This window comes from Streptomyces musisoli, from assembly GCF_016741855.1.
In the GTDB taxonomy this organism is placed as follows: Bacteria; Actinomycetota; Actinomycetes; order Streptomycetales; family Streptomycetaceae; genus Streptomyces; species Streptomyces musisoli.
In genome coordinates this window covers 29,268-49,575 of record NZ_JAERRH010000012.1, presented here as the reverse complement: position 1 = coordinate 49,575, position 20,308 = coordinate 29,268, and the positions used below count along the sequence as shown (strand labels likewise).

Here is a 20,308-nt window from a genome sequence, read left to right as displayed (position 1 = left end):
TGCCCCGACGCTCGTCCCCCGAAACCCGGACCCCGGCATGCGGTCGTCCCGTTTCGAGGGACGACCGCCCCCAACCCTACCGGCCCTTATGTACGGGGGTCAGTGCTCGGGCGACTCAACCGGGGCCGAAGTGACCAGTTCTGTCAGGACACCATGGCAATCCTTGGGGTGCAGGAAGGTGATCCGCGACCCCATCGAACCGCGCCGGGGCTCGTCGTACAGCACGCGTACGCCCTTGCCGCGGATCTCCTCGGAGTCGCCGTCCACGTCCGCCGCGCCGAAAGCGATGTGGTGGACGCCCTCGCCGTTCTTCGCGAGCCACTTGCCGACCGCCGAGTCCTCACGGGTCGGCTCCAGCAGCTGGAGGTAGGAGGCGCCGCCGTCGGACGTCTCGTTGATCTTGAGCATGGCCTCGCGCACGCCCTGTTCCTCGTTGACCTCGGTGTGGAACACCTCGAAGCCGTACGTGGCCCGGTAGAACTCAACGGTCGCGTCGAGGTCGTGGCAGGCGATCCCGATGTGGTCGATTCGCGTCAGCATGGATTCAGTGCAGCGCTCCCGCGGTGGTTACGCAACGTGCGCGCGATCACACCGGCAGGCCGGTGACGCCGTGCTCGACCGATCAGTACATTCGAAGTAAACCCTCGTTCACTCCTCGGCTCTGCGTAGCTGGAAGGGGATCGCACCTCATGTCTTCTGGAACGACCAGCTCGGTGATCGTCGCGGGCGCCCGGACGCCCATGGGGCGGCTGCTGGGCTCGCTGAAGTCCTTCTCCGGAGCCGACCTCGGCGGCTTCGCGATCAAGGCCGCCCTCGACCGTGCGGGGATCGGCGGCGACCAGGTGCAGTACGTGATCATGGGCCAGGTGCTGACGGCCGGGGCGGGCCAGATCCCGGCCCGCCAGGCCGCGGTCAAGGCCGGTATCCCGATGAACGTCCCGGCGCTCACCGTCAACAAGGTGTGTCTGTCCGGCCTGGACGCGATCGCGCTCGCGGACCAGCTGATCCGCGCGGGCGAGTTCGACATCGTCGTGGCGGGCGGCCAGGAGTCCATGACCAACGCCCCGCACGCGCTGCCGAAGTCCCGCGAGGGCTTCAAGTACGGCGCCGTCCAGATGCTCGACACGATGGCCCACGACGGCCTGACCGACCCGTGGGAGAACATCCCGATGGGCGAGGCCACCGAGAAGCACAACACCCGCCTCGGTATCGGCCGCGCCGAGCAGGACGAGATCGCCGCCCTGTCCCAGCAGCGGGCCGCCGCCGCGCAGAAGAACGGCCTGTTCGAGGCCGAGATCACCCCGGTGGAGATCCCGCAGCGCAAGGGCGACCCGGTGCTGTTCAGCAAGGACGAGGGCATCCGCGGCGACACCACCGTGGAGACCCTGAGCAAGCTGCGCCCGGCGTTCGGCAAGGAGGGCACGATCACGGCGGGCACCTCCTCGCAGATCTCGGACGGTGCGGCGGCCGTGGTCGTGATGAGCAAGGCCAAGGCCGAGGAGCTGGGCCTCGAGTGGCTCGCCGAGATCGGCGCGCACGGCAACGTGGCCGGACCGGACAGCAGCCTCCAGTCCCAGCCGTCCAACGCCATCCAGCACGCCCTGAAGAAGGAGGGCCTGGACGTCTCCGACCTCGACCTCATCGAGATCAACGAGGCCTTCGCCGCGGTCGCCGCGCAGTCAATGAAGGACCTCGGTGTTTCCACCGAAAAGGTGAACGTGAACGGTGGTGCGATCGCCCTGGGTCACCCGATCGGCATGTCCGGCGCCCGTCTCGTGCTCCACTTGGCGCTCGAACTCAAGCGGCGCGGCGGCGGTGTCGGCGCGGCCGCGCTGTGCGGTGGCGGCGGCCAGGGCGACGCACTGATCGTGCGGGTGCCGAAGGCCTGAGTTTCCCCCGGTGTAGCCGTAGGTACGTCGTTGAAGTGAACGGAGCTGTTTGATGCAGGACGTCTCCTCTCTGGTGGCCCAGGCCAGGGAAGGCCGGCCGCGGGCCGTGGCCCGGCTGATCTCCCTGGTGGAGGGGGCGTCCCCGCAACTGCGGGAGGTCATGGCGGCACTGGCCCCGCTGACCGGCAACGCCTACGTGGTGGGCCTCACCGGTTCGCCCGGCGTCGGCAAGTCCACCTCCACCTCCGCGCTCGTCACCGCGTACCGCAAGCAGGGCAGGCGGGTCGGCGTCCTGGCCGTCGACCCCTCGTCGCCGTTCTCCGGCGGCGCCCTGCTCGGCGACCGCGTCCGGATGTCGGACCACGCCTCCGACCCCGGCGTCTACATCCGCTCGATGGCCACCCGGGGCCATCTCGGCGGCCTGGCCTGGGCCGCCCCGCAGGCCATCCGCGTGCTCGACGCGGCGGGCTGCGACGTGATCCTGGTCGAGACGGTCGGCGTGGGCCAGTCGGAGGTGGAGATCGCCTCCCAGGCGGACACGAGCGTGGTGCTGCTGGCCCCCGGTATGGGCGACGGCATCCAGGCGGCGAAGGCCGGGATCCTCGAGATCGGTGACGTCTACGTCGTCAACAAGGCCGACCGGGACGGCGCCGACGCCACCGCCCGCGAGCTGAACCACATGCTGGGTCTGGGCGAGTCCCGCGGCCCCGGCGACTGGCGCCCGCCCATCGTCAAGACGGTCGCGGCCCGCGCGGAGGGCGTCGACGAGGTCGTGGAGGCCCTGGAGAAGCACCGCGCGTGGATGGAGGAGCGCGGAGTGCTGGCCGAGCGCCGCCGCTCCCGAGCGGCCCGCGAGGTGGAGACCATCGCCGTCACCGCGCTGCGCGAACGCATCGGCGACCTGCACGGCGACCGCCGGCTCAGTGCCCTCGCCGAGCGGATCGTCGCGGGCGAGCTGGACCCGTACCGCGCGGCGGACGAACTGGTGGCCGGGCTGACCGAGGGCTGAGGGTCGCCGCGGGGGGATCCCCCTGCTAGGTTGACCGGCATGTTCCCCGTATCGGCGTAGAGCGCACCCCGGATCGCGGGGCCGGAAGTACGGCCACCGCGTCCCTCGGTGTCCCCTCTTCCGCCTCTTCCCGAGGAACATCCGCGTGTCCGCACATGCCTCTTCGCGGCCTTCGTACGCCGCCGTCCTGCGCGTCCCGCACGCGCGCCGCGCCTTCGTCTCCGCCCTGACCGCCCGGCTGTCCTACGGCACGGTCGCCCTGGCCGTCATGCTCTCCGTCACCCGCGCGACCGGCTCGTACGCCGTCTCCGGTGTGGTGATGTCCCTGTTCGGGGCGGCGACGGTGCTCCTGATGCCGTTCCGGGCGTCCCTGATCGACCGCCACGGTCCGCGCCGCGCCCTGCTGCCCATGGCGGCGCTGTACGGCACGCTGCTGTGCGTCCTGGCGGCCTTGACCTGGCGCCCCGGAGCGCCGCCCGCGGCCGTCGCGGCCACGGCGGCCCTGGCCGGCGCGTGCGCGCCGCCGCTGGGGCCGACGATGCGCGCCCTGTGGGCCGAACTCCTCCCGGACCGGGACCTGTTGCAGCGGGCGTACAGCCTGGACGGGGTGGCGGAGGAACTGCTCTTCGTCTCCGGGCCTGTGCTGGTCGGGGCCCTGATGGGCTTCGCGCCGCCGGCGTCCGGGATCCTGCTGAGCGCGGTGCTGGTGGTGGGCGGCACCTGGGCGTTCGTGACGTCGCCGGTGGTGCCGGGCCCGCGTGCCGTGTCCCGCCGGGAGCGGCGCGGAGGCGTCCGGGGCCTGCTGTCCCCGGTCGCCGTGGCCCTGGGCGTGGGGCTGGCCCTCAGCGGGGTCGAGCTGCTGGTGCCGGCCTTCGCGACCGAGCGCTCCTACGACCCCGGCCTCGTGCCCTGGATCCTGGCCGCGCTCTCTGCGGGCAGCGCGGTCGGTGGCCTGGTCAACGGTGCGATGCGGTGGCGGGTGCCGGCGCGGGTGCGGCTGTGCTGGTTCGCGGCGGGTCTCGGCCTGACGATCACGGCGGCGGGCCAGGCGCCCGGGCTGTGGGTCCTCGCGCCGGCGATGGCCTGCACCGGAGCGTTCGTCGCTCCCGCTCTGACGACGGCGTACCTCTGGGCCGACGAACTCTCGGCGCAGGAGGACCGGACACGGGCGGGGGCGTGGGTGAACACGGCGGTGAACGCCGGGGGTTCGGCGGGAGCGGCGGGGGCGGGGCTGCTGGTCGGGCATGTTCCGCTGGTGGCCTGCTTCACCCTGACGGGCGCCATCGCGCTGCTGGCGGCGCTGTCCGCGCTGTCCGCGACCGGGGGTCGGGCCGGGCGCGCGGTCTCCCGCGTCCCGTCGGACACTCGCGGCTGAGAACACCCGCGGTCGAAGTGCTCATGGTCGGAGCGCTCGCGGACGCGCGTGCTGGTGGACGCGCGTGCCGGTGGTCGGGCGTGCTCGTGGTCGGGCGTCGCCGGGACGCCCCCTCCGTGGGAGGAGGCGCCTTGGCGCCGCCGGTGTGCCCCGGCCGTGCCGGCCCCAGGGACGTCCCCGCTGCCCGCGCCTAGGGACGTCCCCGCTGCCCGCGCAGATGGTCGGCGATCGGCTTGAGGGCCTTGTCCAGTTCCGTCAGGGCGTCCGGGGACAGCAGGTCGATGAAGTGCCGGCGCACCGATGCCACGTGGTGCGGCGCGACCTTCTGCATCGTCTCCATGCCGTGGTCGGTGAGCACGGCGTACAGTCCCCGCCGGTCGGTGTCACAGTTCTCGCGGCGCACCAGGTTCGCGTTCTCCATACGCGTGATCTGGTGCGAGAGCCGGCTCTTGGACTGGAGGGTGGCGGAGGCCAGGTCGCTCATCCGCATCCGCACGTCTTCCGACTCGGACAGGTTCACCAGGATCTCGTAGTCGTTCATTGTCAGGCCGAACGGCTGCAGATCTTTTTCGAGCTGGTACGTCAACAGCCTGTTGACCTCCAGGTGGGTGCGCCAGGCGCACTGCTCCGCATCGGTCAGCCAGCGCGTGGCCGTCTCGGTCTCCATGAATGAAGTCTACCTAAGAAGTTGAATGACGAACTACTTCGGGTGGTGTGACAGTGCGCACGCGTTCGACGTCACACTCCGCAGACTACCGCTCACAGCCCGAAGCGACGCTGGAGGTCTCCCAGCTGTCCGGGAAGGCGCGGTACGCCCGACGATTGCGGACCGTGTCCACCCGGTGCCGTTCCGCCACCGCCGGGCACCCCCGGCTCGGCCGGAACGACCCCCGTCGCCGGCTCCGCCATGAGGGTCTCCGTCGACTGGAGCAGGACCGTCCCGGCGCCCACGAACTCGAACTGGTGCTCCTCGCCGGAGACCCCGCCGAAGCCCGTCATCGCACGCAGTCCGCCCAGTACACCCGACAGATACCCGTGGTCGTAGTGATGGCACGGGGACGGGCAGTCGGCCCACCCGACGAGCGCCTGAGGGTCGACCCGGATCGGAGGTTCCATGAACACCACCGGACCGTTAGATGCGGCCACAAACTTTCCGGTTCCGATAAGGGTCAGAAAACCCGGCACGATCGATTGTTTCAGCGCGAGACTTGGCTGAAAAGCGAGCAGGTTGCCCGCGCGAATGGTCAAGTTCCCGTCGTCCAGGTCGTAGGAGTTGACGTCGAAGGCCCGGTCGGCCAGCAGCATCTTGCCCGAGCCCTCCGCCACGACCCAGTCGCTCGCGTGCAGTGGCGAATGGAACGACGTACGGACAAGTCGGTCGAGTCGGCCGTGCCCGATGCCGTTGAACTCGATCGCCCCGTAGAAGGCGATCATCTTCCCCTTCTGGAGGAACCACTGCCCGCTCTTGAGCTCCACGCAGAACGTGTACGCGTTCACGTTGTCGTCGGTGGGCAGTGTCATCGGGTCGTGGACGACCGGCCCGGCGCCCGGGGTTCCGTAGGTGCTCACAGCTTCTCCTCCGACGCCTGGACGTAGACCGTGCCGTTGCCGCTCAGCTCCAGCTGGAAGGCCTCGCCCGAGCCCCGGCCCACCATGTCGCGCCAGCCGAGTGCGGTGGACAGCCTGTTGCGGAGGTCGCCGTGGTGGGCGACGTAGGCCTGCGGGTCGACATGGACGGGGCGCTGCGGGGTGACCGGGATCTCGAAGACACCGCCGTGCGCCATCACCGCCACCGAGCCCTGCCCCTGGAGGGTCGTCGTGAACAGGCCCTGCCCGGTGACCTGCCCTCGCACCAGGCCCATGACGCCGCCCTGCGAACCCATGAACATCGTGCCCTGCCGCAGGGTGCCCTCGAAGGCGAGCAGCCGGTCGGCCTCCACGTGGAGCGTGTCCCCGGACAGTGCGATCACATGGACGTGGTGGCCGCCGTGCCCGAAGAGGACCGTACCGCTGCCCTCCACCGTCATCAGCGCGGTCGCCTCGCCGGCCACCCGGCGACCGAGCATGGACATCAGCCCGCCCTGGCCGCCCTGGACGTTGGGGGTGAAGGAGACGTCCCCCTTGTAGGCGAGCATCGCCCCGCGCTGGCTGAACAGCCGCTGCCCCGGCAGCACCGTCGCCTCGACCATCTTGGAGTTGATCTCTCGGAAGGTCATCTCACAGGTCCCCCGCGATCGTGTTCCGCTCGCTCGGCTGCACGTAGACCAGCCCGTCGCCCTCGAAGCGGATCTGGAAGGCCTCGCCGCCGCCCTCTCCGAGGAGGGTGCGGAACGTCACGCCGGACTGGAGGGACTGCCGTACGTCGCCCTGGTGGGCGACGTACGCGCCCGGGTCGACGATCAGCGGGTACTGCGGGCTCACCCGCAGGACGACCGCCGGTCCGTCGGAGATGATCGCGGCCTGGCCGTGCCCCTCCACGGTCGTCGTGAACAGGCCGTTGCCCTGCGAGGCCCCGCGCAGGCCCGTGAACGTCGTCCCCGTCCGCAGCCCCCCGTCCGTCGCCAGCAGATTGCCCGCCTCGACGTACAGCTTGTCCCCCCGGAGGCCGACCAGGTTGATCTCGGACGCCCGGTCCGCGAACCAGCAGGTTCCGTGTCCTTTCACCTCCATCACCGTCATCTGCTCGCCGGTGAGCCGCCGGGTCACCATCCCGCGCAGCCCCTCCCCGCCACCGCTCAGCTTCTTGAAGGCCATCTGCCCGTCGTACGCGACCATCGAGCCGTTCTTCGCCTTCACGGCGTCCCCGGTCATGTCGACGGCGAGCACCTTGCTCCCTTGGAGTCGGAACATCGCCACGCTGGGAAAGTAGCGGCCCGGCGGGTGGACGGAACAGGGACCACGGGTGGATACCCACCCTGAGCGGACCCCTAGGGGCGGGGTTTGCCACAATGGGGGACGCTTGTGCGTGCGTTCACAAACGATTACTCCCCCGAAGGTGACCCGTGGACATCAAGACCGCCACCGCCCTCCGCCGCCTCCGCCTGGTCTCGGCCCCGGAGGCCGTGTCCTTCCTGATCCTGCTCGTCTGCTCGGTGCTGAAGCGGACCACGGACTTCAACGCGGTCCCCGTGATGGGCGCGGTCCACGGCGTCCTGTTCGTCCTGTACGTGATCTTCTGGGCGGACGCCTGGAACCGCACCAAGTGGCCGCTGCGGACGGCGGCCCTCTACTTCGTCCTCTCGGTGCTGCCCACCGGCGGCTTCTTCGCCGAGCGCAAGCTGCGCCGCGAGGCCGAGGACGCCCTCATCGCCGCCCGTGCGCGCAAGGAAGGAGTCGTGAACGCATGATCGTCGCCTTCTCCGTGACGCCCCTCGGTGTCGGTGAGGACGTGGGGGAGTACGTCGCAGACGCCGTGCGCGTGGTCCGCGCGTCGGGTCTGCCCCACCGCACGGACGCCATGTTCACCTCCATCGAGGGTGAGTGGGACGAGGTCATGGACGTCGTCAGGCGGGCCGTGGCCGCCGTGGAGGCACGGGCGCCGCGCGTCTCGCTCGTCCTCAAGGCCGACATCCGGCCCGGAGTGACCGACGGGCTCACCTCCAAGGTGGAGACGGTCGAGCGGCACCTCGCCGGTTAGCCCGTCGCGGCGCGGCCGTCAGTCCCCCGACGCCAGCGCCGCGCCCAGCGGCGTCCGCTCGTACAGCACATGGTGGCCGTACCGCCGCGCGGTCAGCAGGCCCGCGTCGCGCAGCACCGTCAGGTGGGCCGACACCGATGACGCGGCCAGCCCCAGGCGGTGCGCCAGCGCCGACGTCGTCGCCGGTTCGTCCAGCGCGGTCAGCACCGCCGCCCGGTTCCGGCCCAGCAGCCGTACCAGCGCCTCGGGGACCCGGGCGCCGGCCGCGGTCCACAGGCCGGCGATGCCGCGGGCCGGGTAGACCAGCGTGGGCTGCCAGGGGGGCTCGAAACCGGTGACGACGTCCGGCCACGAGAACACGCTCGGCATCAGCACCAGCCCCTGGCCGCCGAGGTCGCGGGCGTACTCGCCGTGCCGCGCGAGCGTCAGCGTCCGGCCGTTCCAGGACAGCCGCGCGTCCAGCTCCGGCAGCAGCCTGCCGAGCCCCACCTCGGCCAGCCGCCGGGAGTGGAAGGCCACGTCCGCCTCCAGCAGGACCCGCAGCCGGGGCCAGTCCGGCTCGACCAGCACCCGCCAGGCCTCCTCCAGGGCGTCCGCCAGCTCCCGCACCATCCCTACCGGATCCGCCAGCCAGGCCCGGCCCAGCGCCGACTCCGGCGCGCCCGGGGTGCAGGCCAGCGAGCGGGCGGTGTCCTCGCGGGCCGCCTCGGGGTCGGACGCCCGTACGGCCGCGATCTCCTCCTCGAACGTGGCGGCCGGGCCGAGCGGCGGCGGACCGAGCCAGTCCGGCGAGTGTCCCCGCCGGGGCATCAGCAGCCACAGCGCGGCGAGGTCGAGACCGGCCGCCGCCGTACGGATCCGCCGCAGCCAGGGGGCGTGGTACCCGTGCCGGTCCGGACGCTTCAGCGTCCGTACCGCCTCCTGCGTCTCCCAGAGCGGCGACACCGCGAACCGGCAGCGCAGGAAGTCGTCCTCGCCGAAGCGGAGAAGCGAGGGCACGAACACCTCCCTGACGGGCCGGGCCGGGACCGTCGGCCCGGCTGAGGATCCATGGCGGCCCGCGCTCCCCGGACACGCACCGTCTCCCGCGCCGCCCCTTCGCGCACCGGTGGGGCGCGGGCCGCGCCGGCACGAGCGCGGTCGCCGAGACGGTACGGCGCGGGCACGAGGGCACGGCCGCCCCCGTACAGCGCACGGCGAGGGCATGGTCGCCCCCGCACAGCACATGGCGAGGGCACGGCCGCCCCCGTACAGCGCACGGCGAGGGCACGGCCGCCCCCGCACAGCGCGTGGCGAGGGCAAGGTCGCCTCTCGACGGGCCCGCGCCGGAAGATTCGGGCCAGGACGAAACTTTACGGCGGGACCTTCCGCACCGGGCACGCTGCCCCGCATGTCCGCACCGCCCCAGTCGGCCCCGGCGCGCCCCGCCGGATACGGCCGTGTCTTCGCCGTGCCCGAGTTCCGGGCCGTCTTCGCCGCGCACGTCCTGTCCATGCTCGGGGTGATCGTCAGCGAGGTCGCCCTCTCCGTCCTCGTCTACGACCGCACCGGCTCACCCCTGCTGAGCGCGCTCACCTTCGCCCTCGGCTTCCTGCCGTACGCCCTCGGCGGCACGCTGCTCGCCCCCGTCGCCGACCGCTTCCCCGCCCGCCGGGTGCTCGTCGCCTGCGACCTGGTCTGCGCGGGCTGCGTGGCCGTGATGACGGCCCCCGGCACCGGCATCGGCGCCCTGCTCGCGCTGCGCTGCCTTCTCGCCGTCGTCTCCCCGGTCTTCTCCGGAACCCGCATGGCCACCCTCGCCGACGTCCTCGGCGACGGCGACCTGTTCGTGCTCGGCCGCTCCCTGCTGCGGATCGTCGCCCAGAGCGCCCTGCTCGTCGGCTACGGCCTCGGCGGACTGCTCCTCACCGCCGTCAATCCCCGCCACGCCCTTCTGATCACCGTCGGCACCTTCCTCGCCTCGGCCGCCCTGCTCCGCCTCGGCACCCGGCGCCGCCCCGCCCGCGCCCACGGCCGGACCGGCACCCCGCCCGGCCTGCGGACGCTGCTCGCCCACCCCCGGATCCGGCTGCTGCTCCTCCTCTTCTGGGTCCCGCCGGCGTTCTCCGTCGTCCCCGAGGCCCTGGCCGCGCCGTACGCCGCCGGCCTCGGCAGCGGTCCGGCCGGCCTCGGCCTGCTCATGTGCGCCCTGCCCGTCGGCACCGTGGCCGGCGAGCTGTACGCCGGCGCCCGGCTGCGGCCCTCGGCCCGGGAACGCCTCGCGCTTTTGCTGCTCTGCCTGTCCCTGCTGCCGTACCTCGGTTACGCCCTGCGCCCCGGGCTCGCCGTGTCCCTGCTGCTCCTGCTGGTGTCCGGAGCCGGTTCGGCGTACACCCTGGGACTCGACCAGTGGTTCGTGCGGGCGGTGCCGGACGAGCTGCGCGGGCGGGCCATGACCGTGCTGAGTGCCGGGCTGATGACCGTGCAGGGCGTGGGGATGGCGCTGGCCGGGGTGGCGGCGCAGGCGGTGGGGGTGCGGGCGGCCGTGGCCGGCGCCGGCGCCCTCGGCACCCTGTGTTCCTGCGGACTCGCCCTCGCCGTCCGGGCGGCCGGCGGGGATCCGGCCGGTGACCGAAACCCGAGACGGAGCTGACCGGCATATGACCGGCCGGTAGGGTCTGATGACGTGCCGAAGCCTCTCAGCCTCCCGTTCGACCCCATCGCGCGCGCCGACGAACTCTGGAAGCAGCGCTGGGGGAAGGTGCCGTCCATGGCGGCGATCACCTCGATCATGCGCGCCCACCAGATCCTGCTCGCCGAGGTGGACGCGGTGGTCAAACCGTACGGGCTGACGTTCGCCCGCTACGAGGCGCTGGTGCTGCTCACCTTCTCCAAGGCCGGGGAACTGCCGATGTCCAAGATCGGCGAGCGGCTGATGGTGCATCCCACGTCGGTGACGAACACCGTGGACCGGCTGGTGAAGTCCGGGCTGGTGGCCAAGCGCCCCAACCCCAACGACGGCCGCGGCACCCTCGCCGTCATCACCGCCAAGGGCCGTGAGGTGGTCGACGCGGCGACCCGCGACCTGATGGCCATGGATTTCGGACTCGGGGCGTACGACGCGGAGGAGTGCCAGGAGATCTTCGCGATGCTCCGTCCGCTGCGCATCTCGGCACACGACTTCGAGGAGTGACCCGGGGCAAGATCTCCCGGAACGGGTGGTTACGCTCGACTCCATGAAAAAGAGCGTGCTGACCCGCTACCGCGTGATGGCCTACACCACCGGTGTCCTGCTGGTGCTGCTGTGCCTGAGCATGATCGCGAAGTACGGGCTGGACGTCGACGGTGCCGCCGACTTCACCCGGGTCGTCGCCATCGCCCACGGCTGGCTGTACGTCGTCTACCTGATCTTCGCCTTCGACCTGGGCTCCAAGGCGAAGTGGCCGGTCGGCAAGCAGCTGTGGGTGCTGCTCGCGGGCACCATCCCCACCGCCGCCTTCTTCGTCGAGCGGACGATCAGCCGCGAGCTGGACGCCCGGGCCGGCGAGCAGTCCCCGGCCGTCGCCAAGGCGTAGCGCGGACCGCCGTACGGAAGCCGTACGGCGGTCAGCCATCGACATTTACTAGGACGTCCTAGTAAATTCGAAGGCATGGACGCTCACGCCATCGAGGAGGGCCGCCGGCGCTGGCAGGCCCGTTACGACGCCGCACGCAAGCGCGACGCGGACTTCACCACGCTCTCCGGCGACCCGGTGGAGCCGGTGTACGGACCCCGGCCCGGTGACACGTACGAGGGATTCGAGCGGATCGGCTGGCCGGGGGAGTACCCCTACACGCGCGGGCTGCATCCGACCGGCTACCGCGGGCGTACCTGGACGATCAGGCAGTTCGCCGGCTTCGGCAACGCCGAGCAGACCAACGAGCGGTACAAGATGATCCTCGCCGCCGGTGGCGGGGGCCTGTCCGTCGCCTTCGACATGCCGACGCTGATGGGGCGCGACTCCGACGACCCGCGCTCGCTCGGCGAGGTCGGGCACTGCGGCGTCGCCATCGACTCGGCCGCCGACATGGAGGTGCTCTTCAAGGACATCCCGCTGGGGGATGTGACCACCTCCATGACCATCAGCGGGCCGGCCGTGCCGGTCTTCTGCATGTACCTGGTCGCCGCCGAGCGCCAGGGCGTCGATCCGCGGGTGCTCAACGGGACCCTCCAGACCGACATCTTCAAGGAGTACATCGCGCAGAAGGAGTGGCTCTTCCAGCCGGAGCCCCATCTGCGGTTGATCGGCGACCTGATGGAGCACTGTGCGGCGGGCATCCCCGCGTACAAGCCGCTGTCCGTCTCCGGCTACCACATCCGCGAGGCCGGGGCCACGGCCGCGCAGGAGCTGGCCTACACGCTGGCGGACGGCTTCGGGTACGTGGAGCTGGGGCTCAGCCGCGGTCTCGACGTCGACGTGTTCGCTCCCGGCCTGTCCTTCTTCTTCGACGCCCACGTGGATTTCTTCGAGGAGATCGCCAAGTTCCGGGCGGCCCGGCGCATCTGGGCCCGCTGGATGCGGGAGGTGTACGGCGCGAAGAGCGACAAGGCGCAGTGGCTGCGGTTCCACACGCAGACGGCCGGTGTGTCGCTGACCGCGCAGCAGCCGTACAACAACGTGGTGCGTACGGCCGTGGAGGCGCTGGCCGCCGTGCTCGGCGGCACCAACTCGCTGCACACCAACGCCCTGGACGAGACCCTCGCGCTGCCGAGCGAGCAGGCCGCGGAGATCGCGCTGCGCACCCAGCAGGTGCTGATGGAGGAGACCGGGGTCGCCAACGTGGCCGATCCGCTGGGCGGCGCGTGGTACGTCGAGCAGCTGACGGACCGGATCGAGGCGGACGCGGAGAAGATCTTCGAGCAGATCAAGGAGCGGGGCCTGCGGGCGCACCCGGACGGGCAGCACCCGATCGGGCCGATCACCTCCGGCATCCTGCGCGGGATCGAGGACGGCTGGTTCACCGGTGAGATCGCCGAGTCGGCGTTCCGCTACCAGCAGTCCCTGGAAAAGGGCGAGAAGCGGGTCGTCGGCGTCAACGTGGCCACCGGATCCGTCACCGGGGACCTGGAGATCCTGCGGGTCAGCCACGAGGTGGAGCGGGAGCAGGTGCGGGTGCTCGCCGAGCGCAAGGCCGCCCGGGACGAGGCCGCGGTGCGTGCCGCGCTGGACGGGATGCTGGCCGCCGCCCGGTCGGGCGCGAACATGATCGAGCCGATGCTGGACGCCGTCCGCGCCGAGGCCACGCTGGGCGAGATCTGCGGGGTGCTGCGGGACGAGTGGGGGGTGTACACGGAGCCGGCCGGCTTCTGAGGGCGAACGGAGCGAACGGGGGACGCACGACCGGCGCGTCCCTCCGGCTTCCCGCCGGGGGGACGGCCCGGGTCCGCGTCCGCCTGTACGGGGCGCCGGGGGTCCGGGTCCGCGTCCGCCCGTGCCGGGCCGCCGGTGCCGTTTCCCAGCAGTCCGGCCGTGCTGCCCCCGGGCCGCCGACCCGCGTACCCCGTCCGGGTGATCTCCGGCTCAGTCCGCCGCGGCGCCGGAGAGGCCCAGCAGCAGGACCCGGGTGAAGTCGCGTACCCACTCCTCGTCCGCCGGTTTGCCGCTCACCAGGGTGCGGTGGACCACCGCACCCGCCACCATGTCGAAGATCAGGTCCACGGTTCGGGCGGACTCCCGCGGATCGGGCTCCGGGGGGAGTTCGCCCCGCAGCTGGGCCCGCGCGCGGCCCTCCAGAACCAGACACATCTGGCGCTCCACGATGGAGTCGCGGATGCGCTCGCGCAGCGCGTCGTCGCGGGTGGACTCGGCGACCACCGCCATCAGGCCGCTCTTCGCCTCCGGACGGGCCAGGATGGCCGCGAACTGGAGCACCACGCCCTCGATGTCGGCGGCGAGGCTGCCCCGGTCGGGCAGTTCCAGTTCGTCGAAGAGTTCCGCGACCGCGTCCACGACCAGCTCGTTCTTGCCCGCCCAGCGGCGGTAGAGGGTGGTCTTCGCGACCCCCGCCCGCGTCGCCACATCTCCCAGCGTGAGCTTGGACCAGCCCAGCTCGACCAGAGCCTCCCGGGTCGCGGCCAGGATCGCGGTGTCGGCGGCCGCGCTGCGCGGGCGTCCGGTACGGCTGGCGGGGGTGCGGCTCTGCATCCCATGACCATAAACCGGCGGGTCGTGTGGCGTCGTGAGGGAGATCACCGAGGCGTGGTACCGCGCGGTGTCCTCCTGGTATTACGCTACGACTCGTAGCGAAAGCTCGCGAGGGACGTACGCGGGCGACGACCGATAGGCGTGGGGTGGGGACCCGGCGCCGCACATCGCTTTTTTCACTCAGGCGCGGGATCGGGGGAGGATAGACGCATGCAGCCACGGAACATGTCCATGAGCGGTGTCGTCGATCTCGCCGCGGTCAAGGCGGCCCAGGAGGCCAAGGCCAAGGCCGAGCAGACGCGCGCCGAAGCCGCCCGGCAGGGCGGGACGGGGGCCGTCTCCCCGGCCGATCTCGTCATCGACGTCGATGAGGCGGGGTTCGAGCAGGACGTCCTGCAACGCTCCGCCGAAGTTCCCGTCGTCATCGACTTCTGGGCCGAGTGGTGTCAGCCCTGCAAGCAGCTGAGCCCGGTCCTGGAGCGGCTGGCCGTCGAGTACAACGGGCGCTTCCTCCTCGCCAAGATCGACGTCGACGCCAACCAGATGCTGATGCAGCAGTTCGGGGTGCAGGGCATCCCGGCCGTGTTCGCCGTCGTCGCCGGCCAGGCGCTGCCGCTCTTCCAGGGGGCGGCCGACGAGCAGCAGATCCGGCAGACCCTGGACCAGCTCGTGACGGTCGCCGAGCAGCGCTTCGGGCTGACCGGTCTGGCCGTCGACCCGGACGCCGAGCCGGGCGGTGCCACGGCGGCCGCGCCGGTCGAGGGTCCGCACGAGGCGGCGCTGAACGCCGCCGCGCAGGCGCTGGACGCGGGCGACCTGGGCGGGGCCGTCCGGGCGTACCAGAACGTGCTGGCCGACGACCCGGCCCACCCGGAGGCCAAACTGGGTCTGGCCCAGGCCGAGTTGCTCCAGCGGGTGCAGGGTATGGACCCGCAGAAGGTGCGTCAGGAGGCCGCCGACCGGCCCAAGGACGCCGCCGCGCAGATCGCCGCCGCCGATCTGGACCTGGTGGGCGGTCATGTCGAGGACGCCTTCGGGCGGCTCATCGAGACCGTGCAGCGCACGGCGGGCGACGACCGGGACGCCGTACGGCTCCGGTTGCTGGAGCTGTTCGAGGTCGTGGGGTCCGAGGACCCGCGGGTGATCGGGGCGCGCCGGGCGCTGGCGCGCGCGTTGTTCTGACCAGTCGCTAAACGCCACGGCTTGTGATGCCGGGGTGAAAGATTCGCCGACAAGGCGCCAGGGTGGCCGCGCTTTACCAAATCTTGGTAATCGCGACTCCTGTTACTCGGAGTAAATCAGAGCCGTTGGTCTGTCTGGATTCGTCCAGGGATCAACGGCTTTGCTCTGCCCATGATTGCCACCGAGGGTCGCACTCCGAGACCGGCCGGTCGTCCTCCGGTTATCCGGCCGTTACTAGCCAGTAACGAACCCCCTTGTGTCCGGGGCGAGAATGCACCACGATCGGCGACGCTCGGTCCATTCCCGCACCCCGGCATCCGGTCGGGTCACGGGAGACTCTGGGTCCCCACCGAGCAGAGCCGGCGGCAGTGGCGCCGGGTCTAGGGCAGGGGGGTCTTCGCCGGCCGGTGAAGCCTGTCCAGCAAGGTTGTGCGTGATGCGTGTCAGGCGCGACCAGTGGTTGTCGCTCGGGGGTGATCGCCGGTGATTCGGGCGCGATGCGCGCCTCCGGGTACGGGCGCTCTCCTTCCCGAGGACGTAGCACTTCTCCCATCCCTGCCCGGCTGAGCACCGACTGGGGCGAGTCCGGGCCAGGAGATGTACGTCCGAGAAGGAGGAAATATGGAGTCCCAGGTGCGTGGCGGGACCAGATGGAAGCGGTTCGCTGTGGTCATGGTGCCCAGCGTGGCCGCCACGGCGTGTATAGGTGTCGCCCTCGCGCAGGGCGCTCTCGCCGCCTCGTTCAGCGTGTCCGGCCAGTCGTTCAAGGTGTCCGCCGACCAGCTCGTCGGCACCGGCTTCGAGCAGTACGGCGCCATCGACAGCGGCTACACGATGGACGGCAAGAAGACGGCTCACCCGGTGGCCGTCTCGGCGTTCAAGCACGCCGAGATCACCAACCTGTGCCAGTCCGTCGTCACGCCGGACGTGCCGATCTTCGGCAACGTCAGCCTCATCCTGCGCGCCGGCGGCGAGGGCCACGACAAGGTCCAGGCCGACAACATCTACATCGACGTCGCCGACCTCAACGCCGACGCGACGTTCGAGAACATCGACATCGGTGTGGCCGCCAAGGACGCCTCCAAGGGTCCGGGCATGAAGGGCGGCGGTGAGCAGGCCAACCCCTTCGGCTTCGCGCAGCAGGCCGACAAGGCCACGCTGGTCGGCGTGAAGCAGACGGCGTGGGCGACCACGGCCGGCACCTTCAAGCTCAGCGGCCTTCACATGTCGCTGTCGACGGGTGTCAAGGAGTGCTACTAAGCACTCGATGACGGGCGGGGGAGCCGGTGGCGCCCCCGCCCGTCCCCACTCCGGCCGCGTCCTCACACGCGGCACACATCACCACCACAGCAACGCCGCACCAGGGAGCTGTTTTCCATGAGCGCCGAGACTCCTGCCGCCGTCCCCGGTCAGTTCAACCGCCGGAGGCTGCAGTTCCGCGCCTGGCGGGGCACGCGTCCGTTCTGGGCCGGTCTGTTCGTCATGCTCGGCGGCTTTCCGATCATGTACTTCCCGTACGCCCATCTCCAGCTCGGGCACCTGACGCTGGCGATGTCGACCACCGCGGGAGCCGGATCCCTGATCATCGGTGTGCTGCTCATCGTCCTGGGCATCAGCCTCTGGTTCCAGAAGCACGTGCGCGTCTTCGCGGGCGTCGCCGCGATCCTGCTGGCACTGGTGTCCATCCCCGTGGCCAACTTCGGCGGCTTCGTCATGGGCTTCCTGCTCTCCCTGATCGGTGGAGCGTTGGCCGTGGCCTGGGCGCCGGGTGCGCCTCCGCAAGCGCAGCCGCCGGCCGAGGCCGCCCCGGACGAGGGCGGTGCCCCCGGAACGGCTCCGGTGCCGCACCAGGGCACGGACCCGGTGGGCGACGCGAGCCCCGCCGGGCCGTACAAGGCGCCGTGGGAGAACGACCTGTCAGGAACGAGCCCGGCCAACGGGGCGAACGGGAGGCACAGTGCCGGCTGACGAGGTGACCCGCGGGACCGATGTGGACGGGTCCCGCGCGAGAACCGGGCCACGCCACGCGGCCCCCAGGAAGCCGCTCTTCACCAGGTTCCACATGCCGGCCGGCAAGGCCATAGCCTCCGTGGCGATGCCCACGGCCGTGCTCATGGGCATGGGCTTCACGTCCTCGCTGGCCCTCGCCGACAACAACGGCACCCCGTCCCCGTCGACGTCGGCCAAGAGTCTGACGGCCGACGAGTACAAGGACTGCGTCAAGGCGCTGGACGACTCCAAGGACCCCTCGGCCTCGCCGTCGCCGTCCGCGTCGCAGAGCACGTCCGAGGAACCGGCCACGCCGGCGCCCTCGGCGAGCGACGACGGCAAGGGCACGCAGGACGCCGGGGACACGGGCGGCAGCTCGTCGTCGGATTCGGGCTCGGGCTCGGATTCGGGCTCGGGCTCCGGCTCGGATGCGGGTTCCGGTGACAAGACCGCGCCCGAGCCGACCGCGACCTCCGGCTCGGACTCCTCCGGCTCGGACTCCTCCGGCTCGGACTCCTCCGGCTCGGACTCCTCCGGCTCCGACTCCGGGTCCGCCGACCAGGGCTCGGCCCCGGGCGGCGAAACGGCCACGCCGACGCCGTCGCAGACCCAGGGCGGCGGGGGTGTCCTCGACACCATCGGCGACACGCTCGGTGACATCCTCACCGGCGGCCACCAGGACTCCGGCACGTCGACCGCGACCCCGACGCCCTCCGCCTCCGAGTCCTCGTCGCCGGCGTCCTCGTCCGGCTCGTCCGGCTCGGGCTCGTCGTCCGACGCGGGCTCCGGCTCGTCCTCCTCGGGCGGCGGTGTCTCCGACACCGTCGAGGACACGGCGAAGAAGGCCACGGACACGGTCAAGGACACCACCGACACCGTCTCCAAGACGGCCGGCACCGTCTCCAAGACGGCGGGGGACGCGGCCAAGACGGCGGGAGACGCGGCCAAGACGGCTGGGGACACGGCCGGAACCGCCACGCCGGACCCGTCCGCGAGCGAGTCCGCCTCCGCCAAGGACTGCCCGGTGGCCACCGAGGACGAGGGCGGCGTCGACAACAAGGTGCCGGTGGCGGACGACCCCTGGTACCTGAACGCCAGCTCCCTGCTCCTCAAGGGCGCCGACTACCAGGGCATCGTCGAGGTGAAGACGGCCAACGGCACCAAGAAGAAGGTGCTGAAGTACGTCATCTCCGGCGGCACCGACATCGGCGACCTGCACCAGACGGTGAACGACAAGCAGGCGAACAAGACGTACCACGTCCAGGCGTCCAAGGGCTCGACGTCCACCATCACCGGTGGCGACACGGTGATGTACACCGAGAGCATCTCGGGCAACCTCTTCGGGCTGATCCCGGTGACCTTCAGCCCCGACAGCCCGCCCCCGCTGAACATCCCGCTGATCTACTTCACCCACGTCAAGGTGGTCCAGGCGGCGCAGTTCGGCGGCAACCTGCACGTGCCCGGCATGCACGTGTACACGACCGACTGAGCGGTCGCACAAGCCCGTTCGGGAGCCGCAACACACCGAGGGCGCCCCCTGTCGCAGGGGGCGCCCTCAGTGCCGTTCAAAGCCCTTCAGGGGCACGTCAGTTGCTCTGGCCGCCCAGGTGGTGGACGCGGAGCATGTTGGTGGTGCCGGGGACCCCGGGGGGCGAGCCGGCGGTGATGATGACGGTGTCACCCGCGCTGAACCGGCCGAGACGGGCGATCTCCTGGTCCACCAGGTCGACCATCTCGTCGGTGGTGTTCACGAACGGCACGACGTGCGACTCCACGCCCCAGCTGAGGGTGAGCTGGTTGCGGGTGTCCTCGTCCGTGGTGAAGGCGATGATCGGCTGGGTCGCCCGGTAGCGGGACAGCCGGCGCGCGGTGTCACCGGACTGGGTGAAGGCGATCAGGCCCTTTCCGCCGAGGAAGTCGGCGATCTCGGCGGCGGCGCGGGCCACCGAACCGCCCTGCGTGCGCGGCTTCTTGCCCGGCACCAGCGGCTGCAGGCCCTTGGAGAGCAGCTCCTGCTCGGCCGCGGTGACGATCTTCGACATGGTCTTGACCGTCTCGACCGGGTAGGCGCCGACCGAGGACTCCGCCGACAGCATGACCGCGTCGGCGCCGTCCAGGATCGCGTTGGCGACGTCGGACGCCTCGGCACGGGTCGGGCGGGAGTTGGTGATCATCGACTCCATCATCTGGGTCGCCACGATCACCGGCTTGGCGTTGCGCCGGCACATCTCCACCAGGCGCTTCTGCACCATCGGGACCTTCTCCAGCGGGTACTCGACGGCGAGGTCACCGCGGGCCACCATGACGGCGTCGAACGCCGCGACGACCTCCTCCATGTTCTCGACCGCCTGCGGCTTCTCCACCTTGGCGATCACCGGGACCCGGCGGCCCTCCTCGTCCATGACGCGGTGGACGTCCTGCACGTCCTTGGCGTCCCGGACGAAGGACAGCGCGACCATGTCGCAGCCCATGCGGAGGGCGAAGCGCAGGTCCTCGACGTCCTTCTCGGACAGCGCGGGCACGTTGACGGCCGCGCCGGGCAGGTTGATGCCCTTGTGGTCGGAGACGACACCGCCCTCGATGACGATCGTCCGGACCCGCGGGCCCTCGACGTCCACGACCTTCAGCTCGACGTTGCCGTCGTTGATCAGGACCTGGTCGCCGCGCGAGACGTCGCCCGGCAGCCCCTTGTAGGTCGTACCGCAGATCTGCTTGTCACCCGGCACGTCCTCGGTCGTGATGACGAACTCGTCACCGCGCTCCAGCTCGACCGGACCCTCGGCGAAGGTCTCCAGGCGGATCTTCGGGCCCTGCAAGTCGGCGAGGACGCCGATGGGGCGGCCGGTCTCCTTGGACGCGGCCCGGACGCGGTCGTACCGCGCCTGGTGCTCGGCGTGGGTGCCGTGGCTGAAGTTGAACCGGGCTACGTTCATGCCCGCCTCGATCATGGCGACGAGCATCTCGTGGGAGTCGACCGCGGGGCCGAGAGTACAGACGATTTTCGAACGGCGCATGGGGCGATCCTATCGGTTTGTTTCGCTACGGAATATTCCGTCTGGCGGA

Annotated in this window: 21 protein-coding genes; 13 read left to right on the top strand and 8 right to left on the bottom strand. The window is 71.1% G+C overall.

Going from position 1 to position 20,308, the window contains the following annotated elements; genetic code table 11:
* Nucleotides 1–99: 99 nt before the first annotated feature.
* A complete protein-coding gene (gene mce, locus JK361_RS27450) occupies nucleotides 100–540 on the bottom strand; it encodes a methylmalonyl-CoA epimerase (RefSeq protein ID WP_201822727.1) in 441 nt (146 codons plus the stop codon).
* A gap of 149 nt (nucleotides 541–689) precedes the next feature.
* Here mce and JK361_RS27445 point away from each other — a divergent pair, with 149 nt between their 5' ends.
* The 3 genes from JK361_RS27445 (at nucleotide 690) to JK361_RS27435 (ending at nucleotide 4,273) form a co-directional block, all read left to right on the top strand.
* Complete coding sequence (locus JK361_RS27445) at nucleotides 690–1,889, top strand: acetyl-CoA C-acetyltransferase (RefSeq protein ID WP_201822726.1); 1,200 nt, start codon at nucleotides 690–692, stop codon at nucleotides 1,887–1,889.
* Nucleotides 1,890–1,941: 52 nt separating this feature from the next.
* Nucleotides 1,942–2,898, top strand: coding sequence for a methylmalonyl Co-A mutase-associated GTPase MeaB (gene meaB, locus JK361_RS27440; RefSeq protein WP_201822725.1), 957 nt, complete (start codon nucleotides 1,942–1,944; stop codon nucleotides 2,896–2,898).
* Between the two features lie 145 nt (nucleotides 2,899–3,043).
* Nucleotides 3,044–4,273, top strand: a complete 1,230-nt coding sequence (locus JK361_RS27435) for an MFS transporter (RefSeq protein WP_201822724.1) — start codon at nucleotides 3,044–3,046, stop codon at nucleotides 4,271–4,273.
* A 190-nt stretch (nucleotides 4,274–4,463) separates the two neighbouring features.
* On the opposite strand, the gene JK361_RS27430 is transcribed toward JK361_RS27435, so the two are convergent.
* The 4 genes from JK361_RS27430 to JK361_RS27415 all read right to left on the bottom strand — a co-directional run bounded on the left by JK361_RS27430 (nucleotide 4,464) and on the right by JK361_RS27415 (nucleotide 7,123).
* Entirely contained in the window at nucleotides 4,464–4,940 is a 477-nt protein-coding gene (locus JK361_RS27430; RefSeq protein WP_201822723.1) for a MarR family winged helix-turn-helix transcriptional regulator, read from the bottom strand.
* A 92-nt stretch (nucleotides 4,941–5,032) separates the two neighbouring features.
* The gene (locus JK361_RS27425) at nucleotides 5,033–5,842 is read right to left on the bottom strand and encodes an AIM24 family protein (RefSeq protein WP_201822722.1); all 810 of its coding nucleotides are present in this window, start codon (nucleotides 5,840–5,842) and stop codon (nucleotides 5,033–5,035) included.
* Nucleotides 5,839–6,489 carry an AIM24 family protein gene (locus JK361_RS27420; RefSeq protein WP_201822721.1) on the bottom strand — a complete coding sequence of 217 codons (651 nt, stop codon included), beginning with the start codon at nucleotides 6,487–6,489 and terminating at the stop codon, nucleotides 5,839–5,841. Before JK361_RS27420 ends, JK361_RS27425 begins: the two co-directional genes overlap by 4 nt.
* A gap of 1 nt (nucleotide 6,490) precedes the next feature.
* Nucleotides 6,491–7,123 carry an AIM24 family protein gene (locus JK361_RS27415; RefSeq protein ID WP_201823121.1) on the bottom strand — a complete coding sequence of 211 codons (633 nt, stop codon included), beginning with the start codon at nucleotides 7,121–7,123 and terminating at the stop codon, nucleotides 6,491–6,493.
* Between the two features lie 152 nt (nucleotides 7,124–7,275).
* Here JK361_RS27415 and JK361_RS27410 point away from each other — a divergent pair, with 152 nt between their 5' ends.
* The gene (locus tag JK361_RS27410; protein ID WP_201822719.1) at nucleotides 7,276–7,620 is read left to right on the top strand and encodes a DUF3817 domain-containing protein; all 345 of its coding nucleotides are present in this window, start codon (nucleotides 7,276–7,278) and stop codon (nucleotides 7,618–7,620) included.
* On the top strand, nucleotides 7,617–7,910 hold the full coding sequence (locus JK361_RS27405; protein ID WP_201822717.1) for an MTH1187 family thiamine-binding protein: 294 nt from the start codon (nucleotides 7,617–7,619) through the stop codon (nucleotides 7,908–7,910). Before JK361_RS27410 ends, JK361_RS27405 begins: the two co-directional genes overlap by 4 nt.
* 18 nt (nucleotides 7,911–7,928) lie before the next feature.
* On the opposite strand, the gene JK361_RS27400 is transcribed toward JK361_RS27405, so the two are convergent.
* A complete protein-coding gene (locus JK361_RS27400; RefSeq protein ID WP_201822716.1) occupies nucleotides 7,929–8,909 on the bottom strand; it encodes an ArsR/SmtB family transcription factor in 981 nt (326 codons plus the stop codon).
* A 391-nt stretch (nucleotides 8,910–9,300) separates the two neighbouring features.
* On the opposite strand from JK361_RS27400, the gene JK361_RS27395 reads away from it, so the two are divergent.
* From JK361_RS27395 to icmA, 4 genes are all read left to right on the top strand, one after another.
* Complete coding sequence (locus JK361_RS27395) at nucleotides 9,301–10,542, top strand: MFS transporter (protein ID WP_201822715.1); 1,242 nt, start codon at nucleotides 9,301–9,303, stop codon at nucleotides 10,540–10,542.
* Nucleotides 10,543–10,575: 33 nt separating this feature from the next.
* Nucleotides 10,576–11,082 carry a MarR family winged helix-turn-helix transcriptional regulator gene (locus tag JK361_RS27390; protein WP_201822714.1) on the top strand — a complete coding sequence of 169 codons (507 nt, stop codon included), beginning with the start codon at nucleotides 10,576–10,578 and terminating at the stop codon, nucleotides 11,080–11,082.
* Nucleotides 11,083–11,125: 43 nt separating this feature from the next.
* Nucleotides 11,126–11,464: a DUF3817 domain-containing protein gene (locus JK361_RS27385; RefSeq protein WP_201822713.1), complete on the top strand. Its 339-nt coding sequence runs from the start codon at nucleotides 11,126–11,128 to the stop codon at nucleotides 11,462–11,464.
* A 75-nt stretch (nucleotides 11,465–11,539) separates the two neighbouring features.
* The gene (icmA, locus tag JK361_RS27380; RefSeq protein WP_201822712.1) at nucleotides 11,540–13,240 is read left to right on the top strand and encodes a coenzyme B12-dependent isobutyryl-CoA mutase large subunit; all 1,701 of its coding nucleotides are present in this window, start codon (nucleotides 11,540–11,542) and stop codon (nucleotides 13,238–13,240) included.
* A 210-nt stretch (nucleotides 13,241–13,450) separates the two neighbouring features.
* Here the strand turns inward: icmA and JK361_RS27375 are convergent, their stop codons facing one another.
* Nucleotides 13,451–14,074: a TetR/AcrR family transcriptional regulator gene (locus JK361_RS27375; RefSeq protein WP_201822711.1), complete on the bottom strand. Its 624-nt coding sequence runs from the start codon at nucleotides 14,072–14,074 to the stop codon at nucleotides 13,451–13,453.
* 210 nt (nucleotides 14,075–14,284) lie between these two features.
* Here JK361_RS27375 and JK361_RS27370 point away from each other — a divergent pair, with 210 nt between their 5' ends.
* From JK361_RS27370 to JK361_RS27355, 4 genes are all read left to right on the top strand, one after another.
* Nucleotides 14,285–15,256, top strand: coding sequence for a tetratricopeptide repeat protein (locus JK361_RS27370; protein WP_201822709.1), 972 nt, complete (start codon nucleotides 14,285–14,287; stop codon nucleotides 15,254–15,256).
* Nucleotides 15,257–15,877: 621 nt separating this feature from the next.
* Nucleotides 15,878–16,516, top strand: coding sequence for a DUF6230 family protein (locus tag JK361_RS27365; protein WP_201822707.1), 639 nt, complete (start codon nucleotides 15,878–15,880; stop codon nucleotides 16,514–16,516).
* Nucleotides 16,517–16,633: 117 nt separating this feature from the next.
* Nucleotides 16,634–17,224 (top strand): DUF6114 domain-containing protein, encoded by a 591-nt coding sequence (locus JK361_RS27360; RefSeq protein WP_201822706.1) that lies wholly within the window; start codon nucleotides 16,634–16,636, stop codon nucleotides 17,222–17,224.
* Nucleotides 17,214–18,734, top strand: coding sequence for a hypothetical protein (locus JK361_RS27355; RefSeq protein ID WP_201822705.1), 1,521 nt, complete (start codon nucleotides 17,214–17,216; stop codon nucleotides 18,732–18,734). The genes JK361_RS27360 and JK361_RS27355 overlap by 11 nt, the downstream gene beginning before the upstream one ends.
* 97 nt (nucleotides 18,735–18,831) lie before the next feature.
* Here the strand turns inward: JK361_RS27355 and pyk are convergent, their stop codons facing one another.
* Nucleotides 18,832–20,259: a pyruvate kinase gene (gene pyk / locus JK361_RS27350; protein WP_201822704.1), complete on the bottom strand. Its 1,428-nt coding sequence runs from the start codon at nucleotides 20,257–20,259 to the stop codon at nucleotides 18,832–18,834.
* Between the last annotated feature and the right edge of the window lie 49 nt (nucleotides 20,260–20,308).

Excerpts from the sequence above, each read along its gene's own strand:
- JK361_RS27375 (WP_201822711.1), bottom strand. The coding sequence starts at position 14,074 with ATGCAGAGCCGCACCCCCGCCAGCCGTACCGGACGCCCGCGCAGCGCG.
- pyk (WP_201822704.1), bottom strand. The coding sequence starts at position 20,259 with ATGCGCCGTTCGAAAATCGTCTGTACTCTCGGCCCCGCGGTCGACTCC.
- mce (WP_201822727.1), bottom strand. The coding sequence starts at position 540 with ATGCTGACGCGAATCGACCACATCGGGATCGCCTGCCACGACCTCGAC.
- JK361_RS27420 (WP_201822721.1), bottom strand. The coding sequence starts at position 6,489 with ATGACCTTCCGAGAGATCAACTCCAAGATGGTCGAGGCGACGGTGCTG.
- JK361_RS27445 (WP_201822726.1), top strand. The coding sequence starts at position 690 with ATGTCTTCTGGAACGACCAGCTCGGTGATCGTCGCGGGCGCCCGGACG.
- JK361_RS27430 (WP_201822723.1), bottom strand. The coding sequence starts at position 4,940 with ATGGAGACCGAGACGGCCACGCGCTGGCTGACCGATGCGGAGCAGTGC.
- meaB (WP_201822725.1), top strand. The coding sequence starts at position 1,942 with ATGCAGGACGTCTCCTCTCTGGTGGCCCAGGCCAGGGAAGGCCGGCCG.
- JK361_RS27405 (WP_201822717.1), top strand. The coding sequence starts at position 7,617 with ATGATCGTCGCCTTCTCCGTGACGCCCCTCGGTGTCGGTGAGGACGTG.
- JK361_RS27360 (WP_201822706.1), top strand. The coding sequence starts at position 16,634 with ATGAGCGCCGAGACTCCTGCCGCCGTCCCCGGTCAGTTCAACCGCCGG.
- JK361_RS27395 (WP_201822715.1), top strand. The coding sequence starts at position 9,301 with ATGTCCGCACCGCCCCAGTCGGCCCCGGCGCGCCCCGCCGGATACGGC.
- icmA (WP_201822712.1), top strand. The coding sequence starts at position 11,540 with ATGGACGCTCACGCCATCGAGGAGGGCCGCCGGCGCTGGCAGGCCCGT.
- JK361_RS27370 (WP_201822709.1), top strand. The coding sequence starts at position 14,285 with ATGCAGCCACGGAACATGTCCATGAGCGGTGTCGTCGATCTCGCCGCG.
- JK361_RS27415 (WP_201823121.1), bottom strand. The coding sequence starts at position 7,123 with ATGTTCCGACTCCAAGGGAGCAAGGTGCTCGCCGTCGACATGACCGGG.
- JK361_RS27365 (WP_201822707.1), top strand. The coding sequence starts at position 15,878 with ATGGAGTCCCAGGTGCGTGGCGGGACCAGATGGAAGCGGTTCGCTGTG.
- JK361_RS27385 (WP_201822713.1), top strand. The coding sequence starts at position 11,126 with ATGAAAAAGAGCGTGCTGACCCGCTACCGCGTGATGGCCTACACCACC.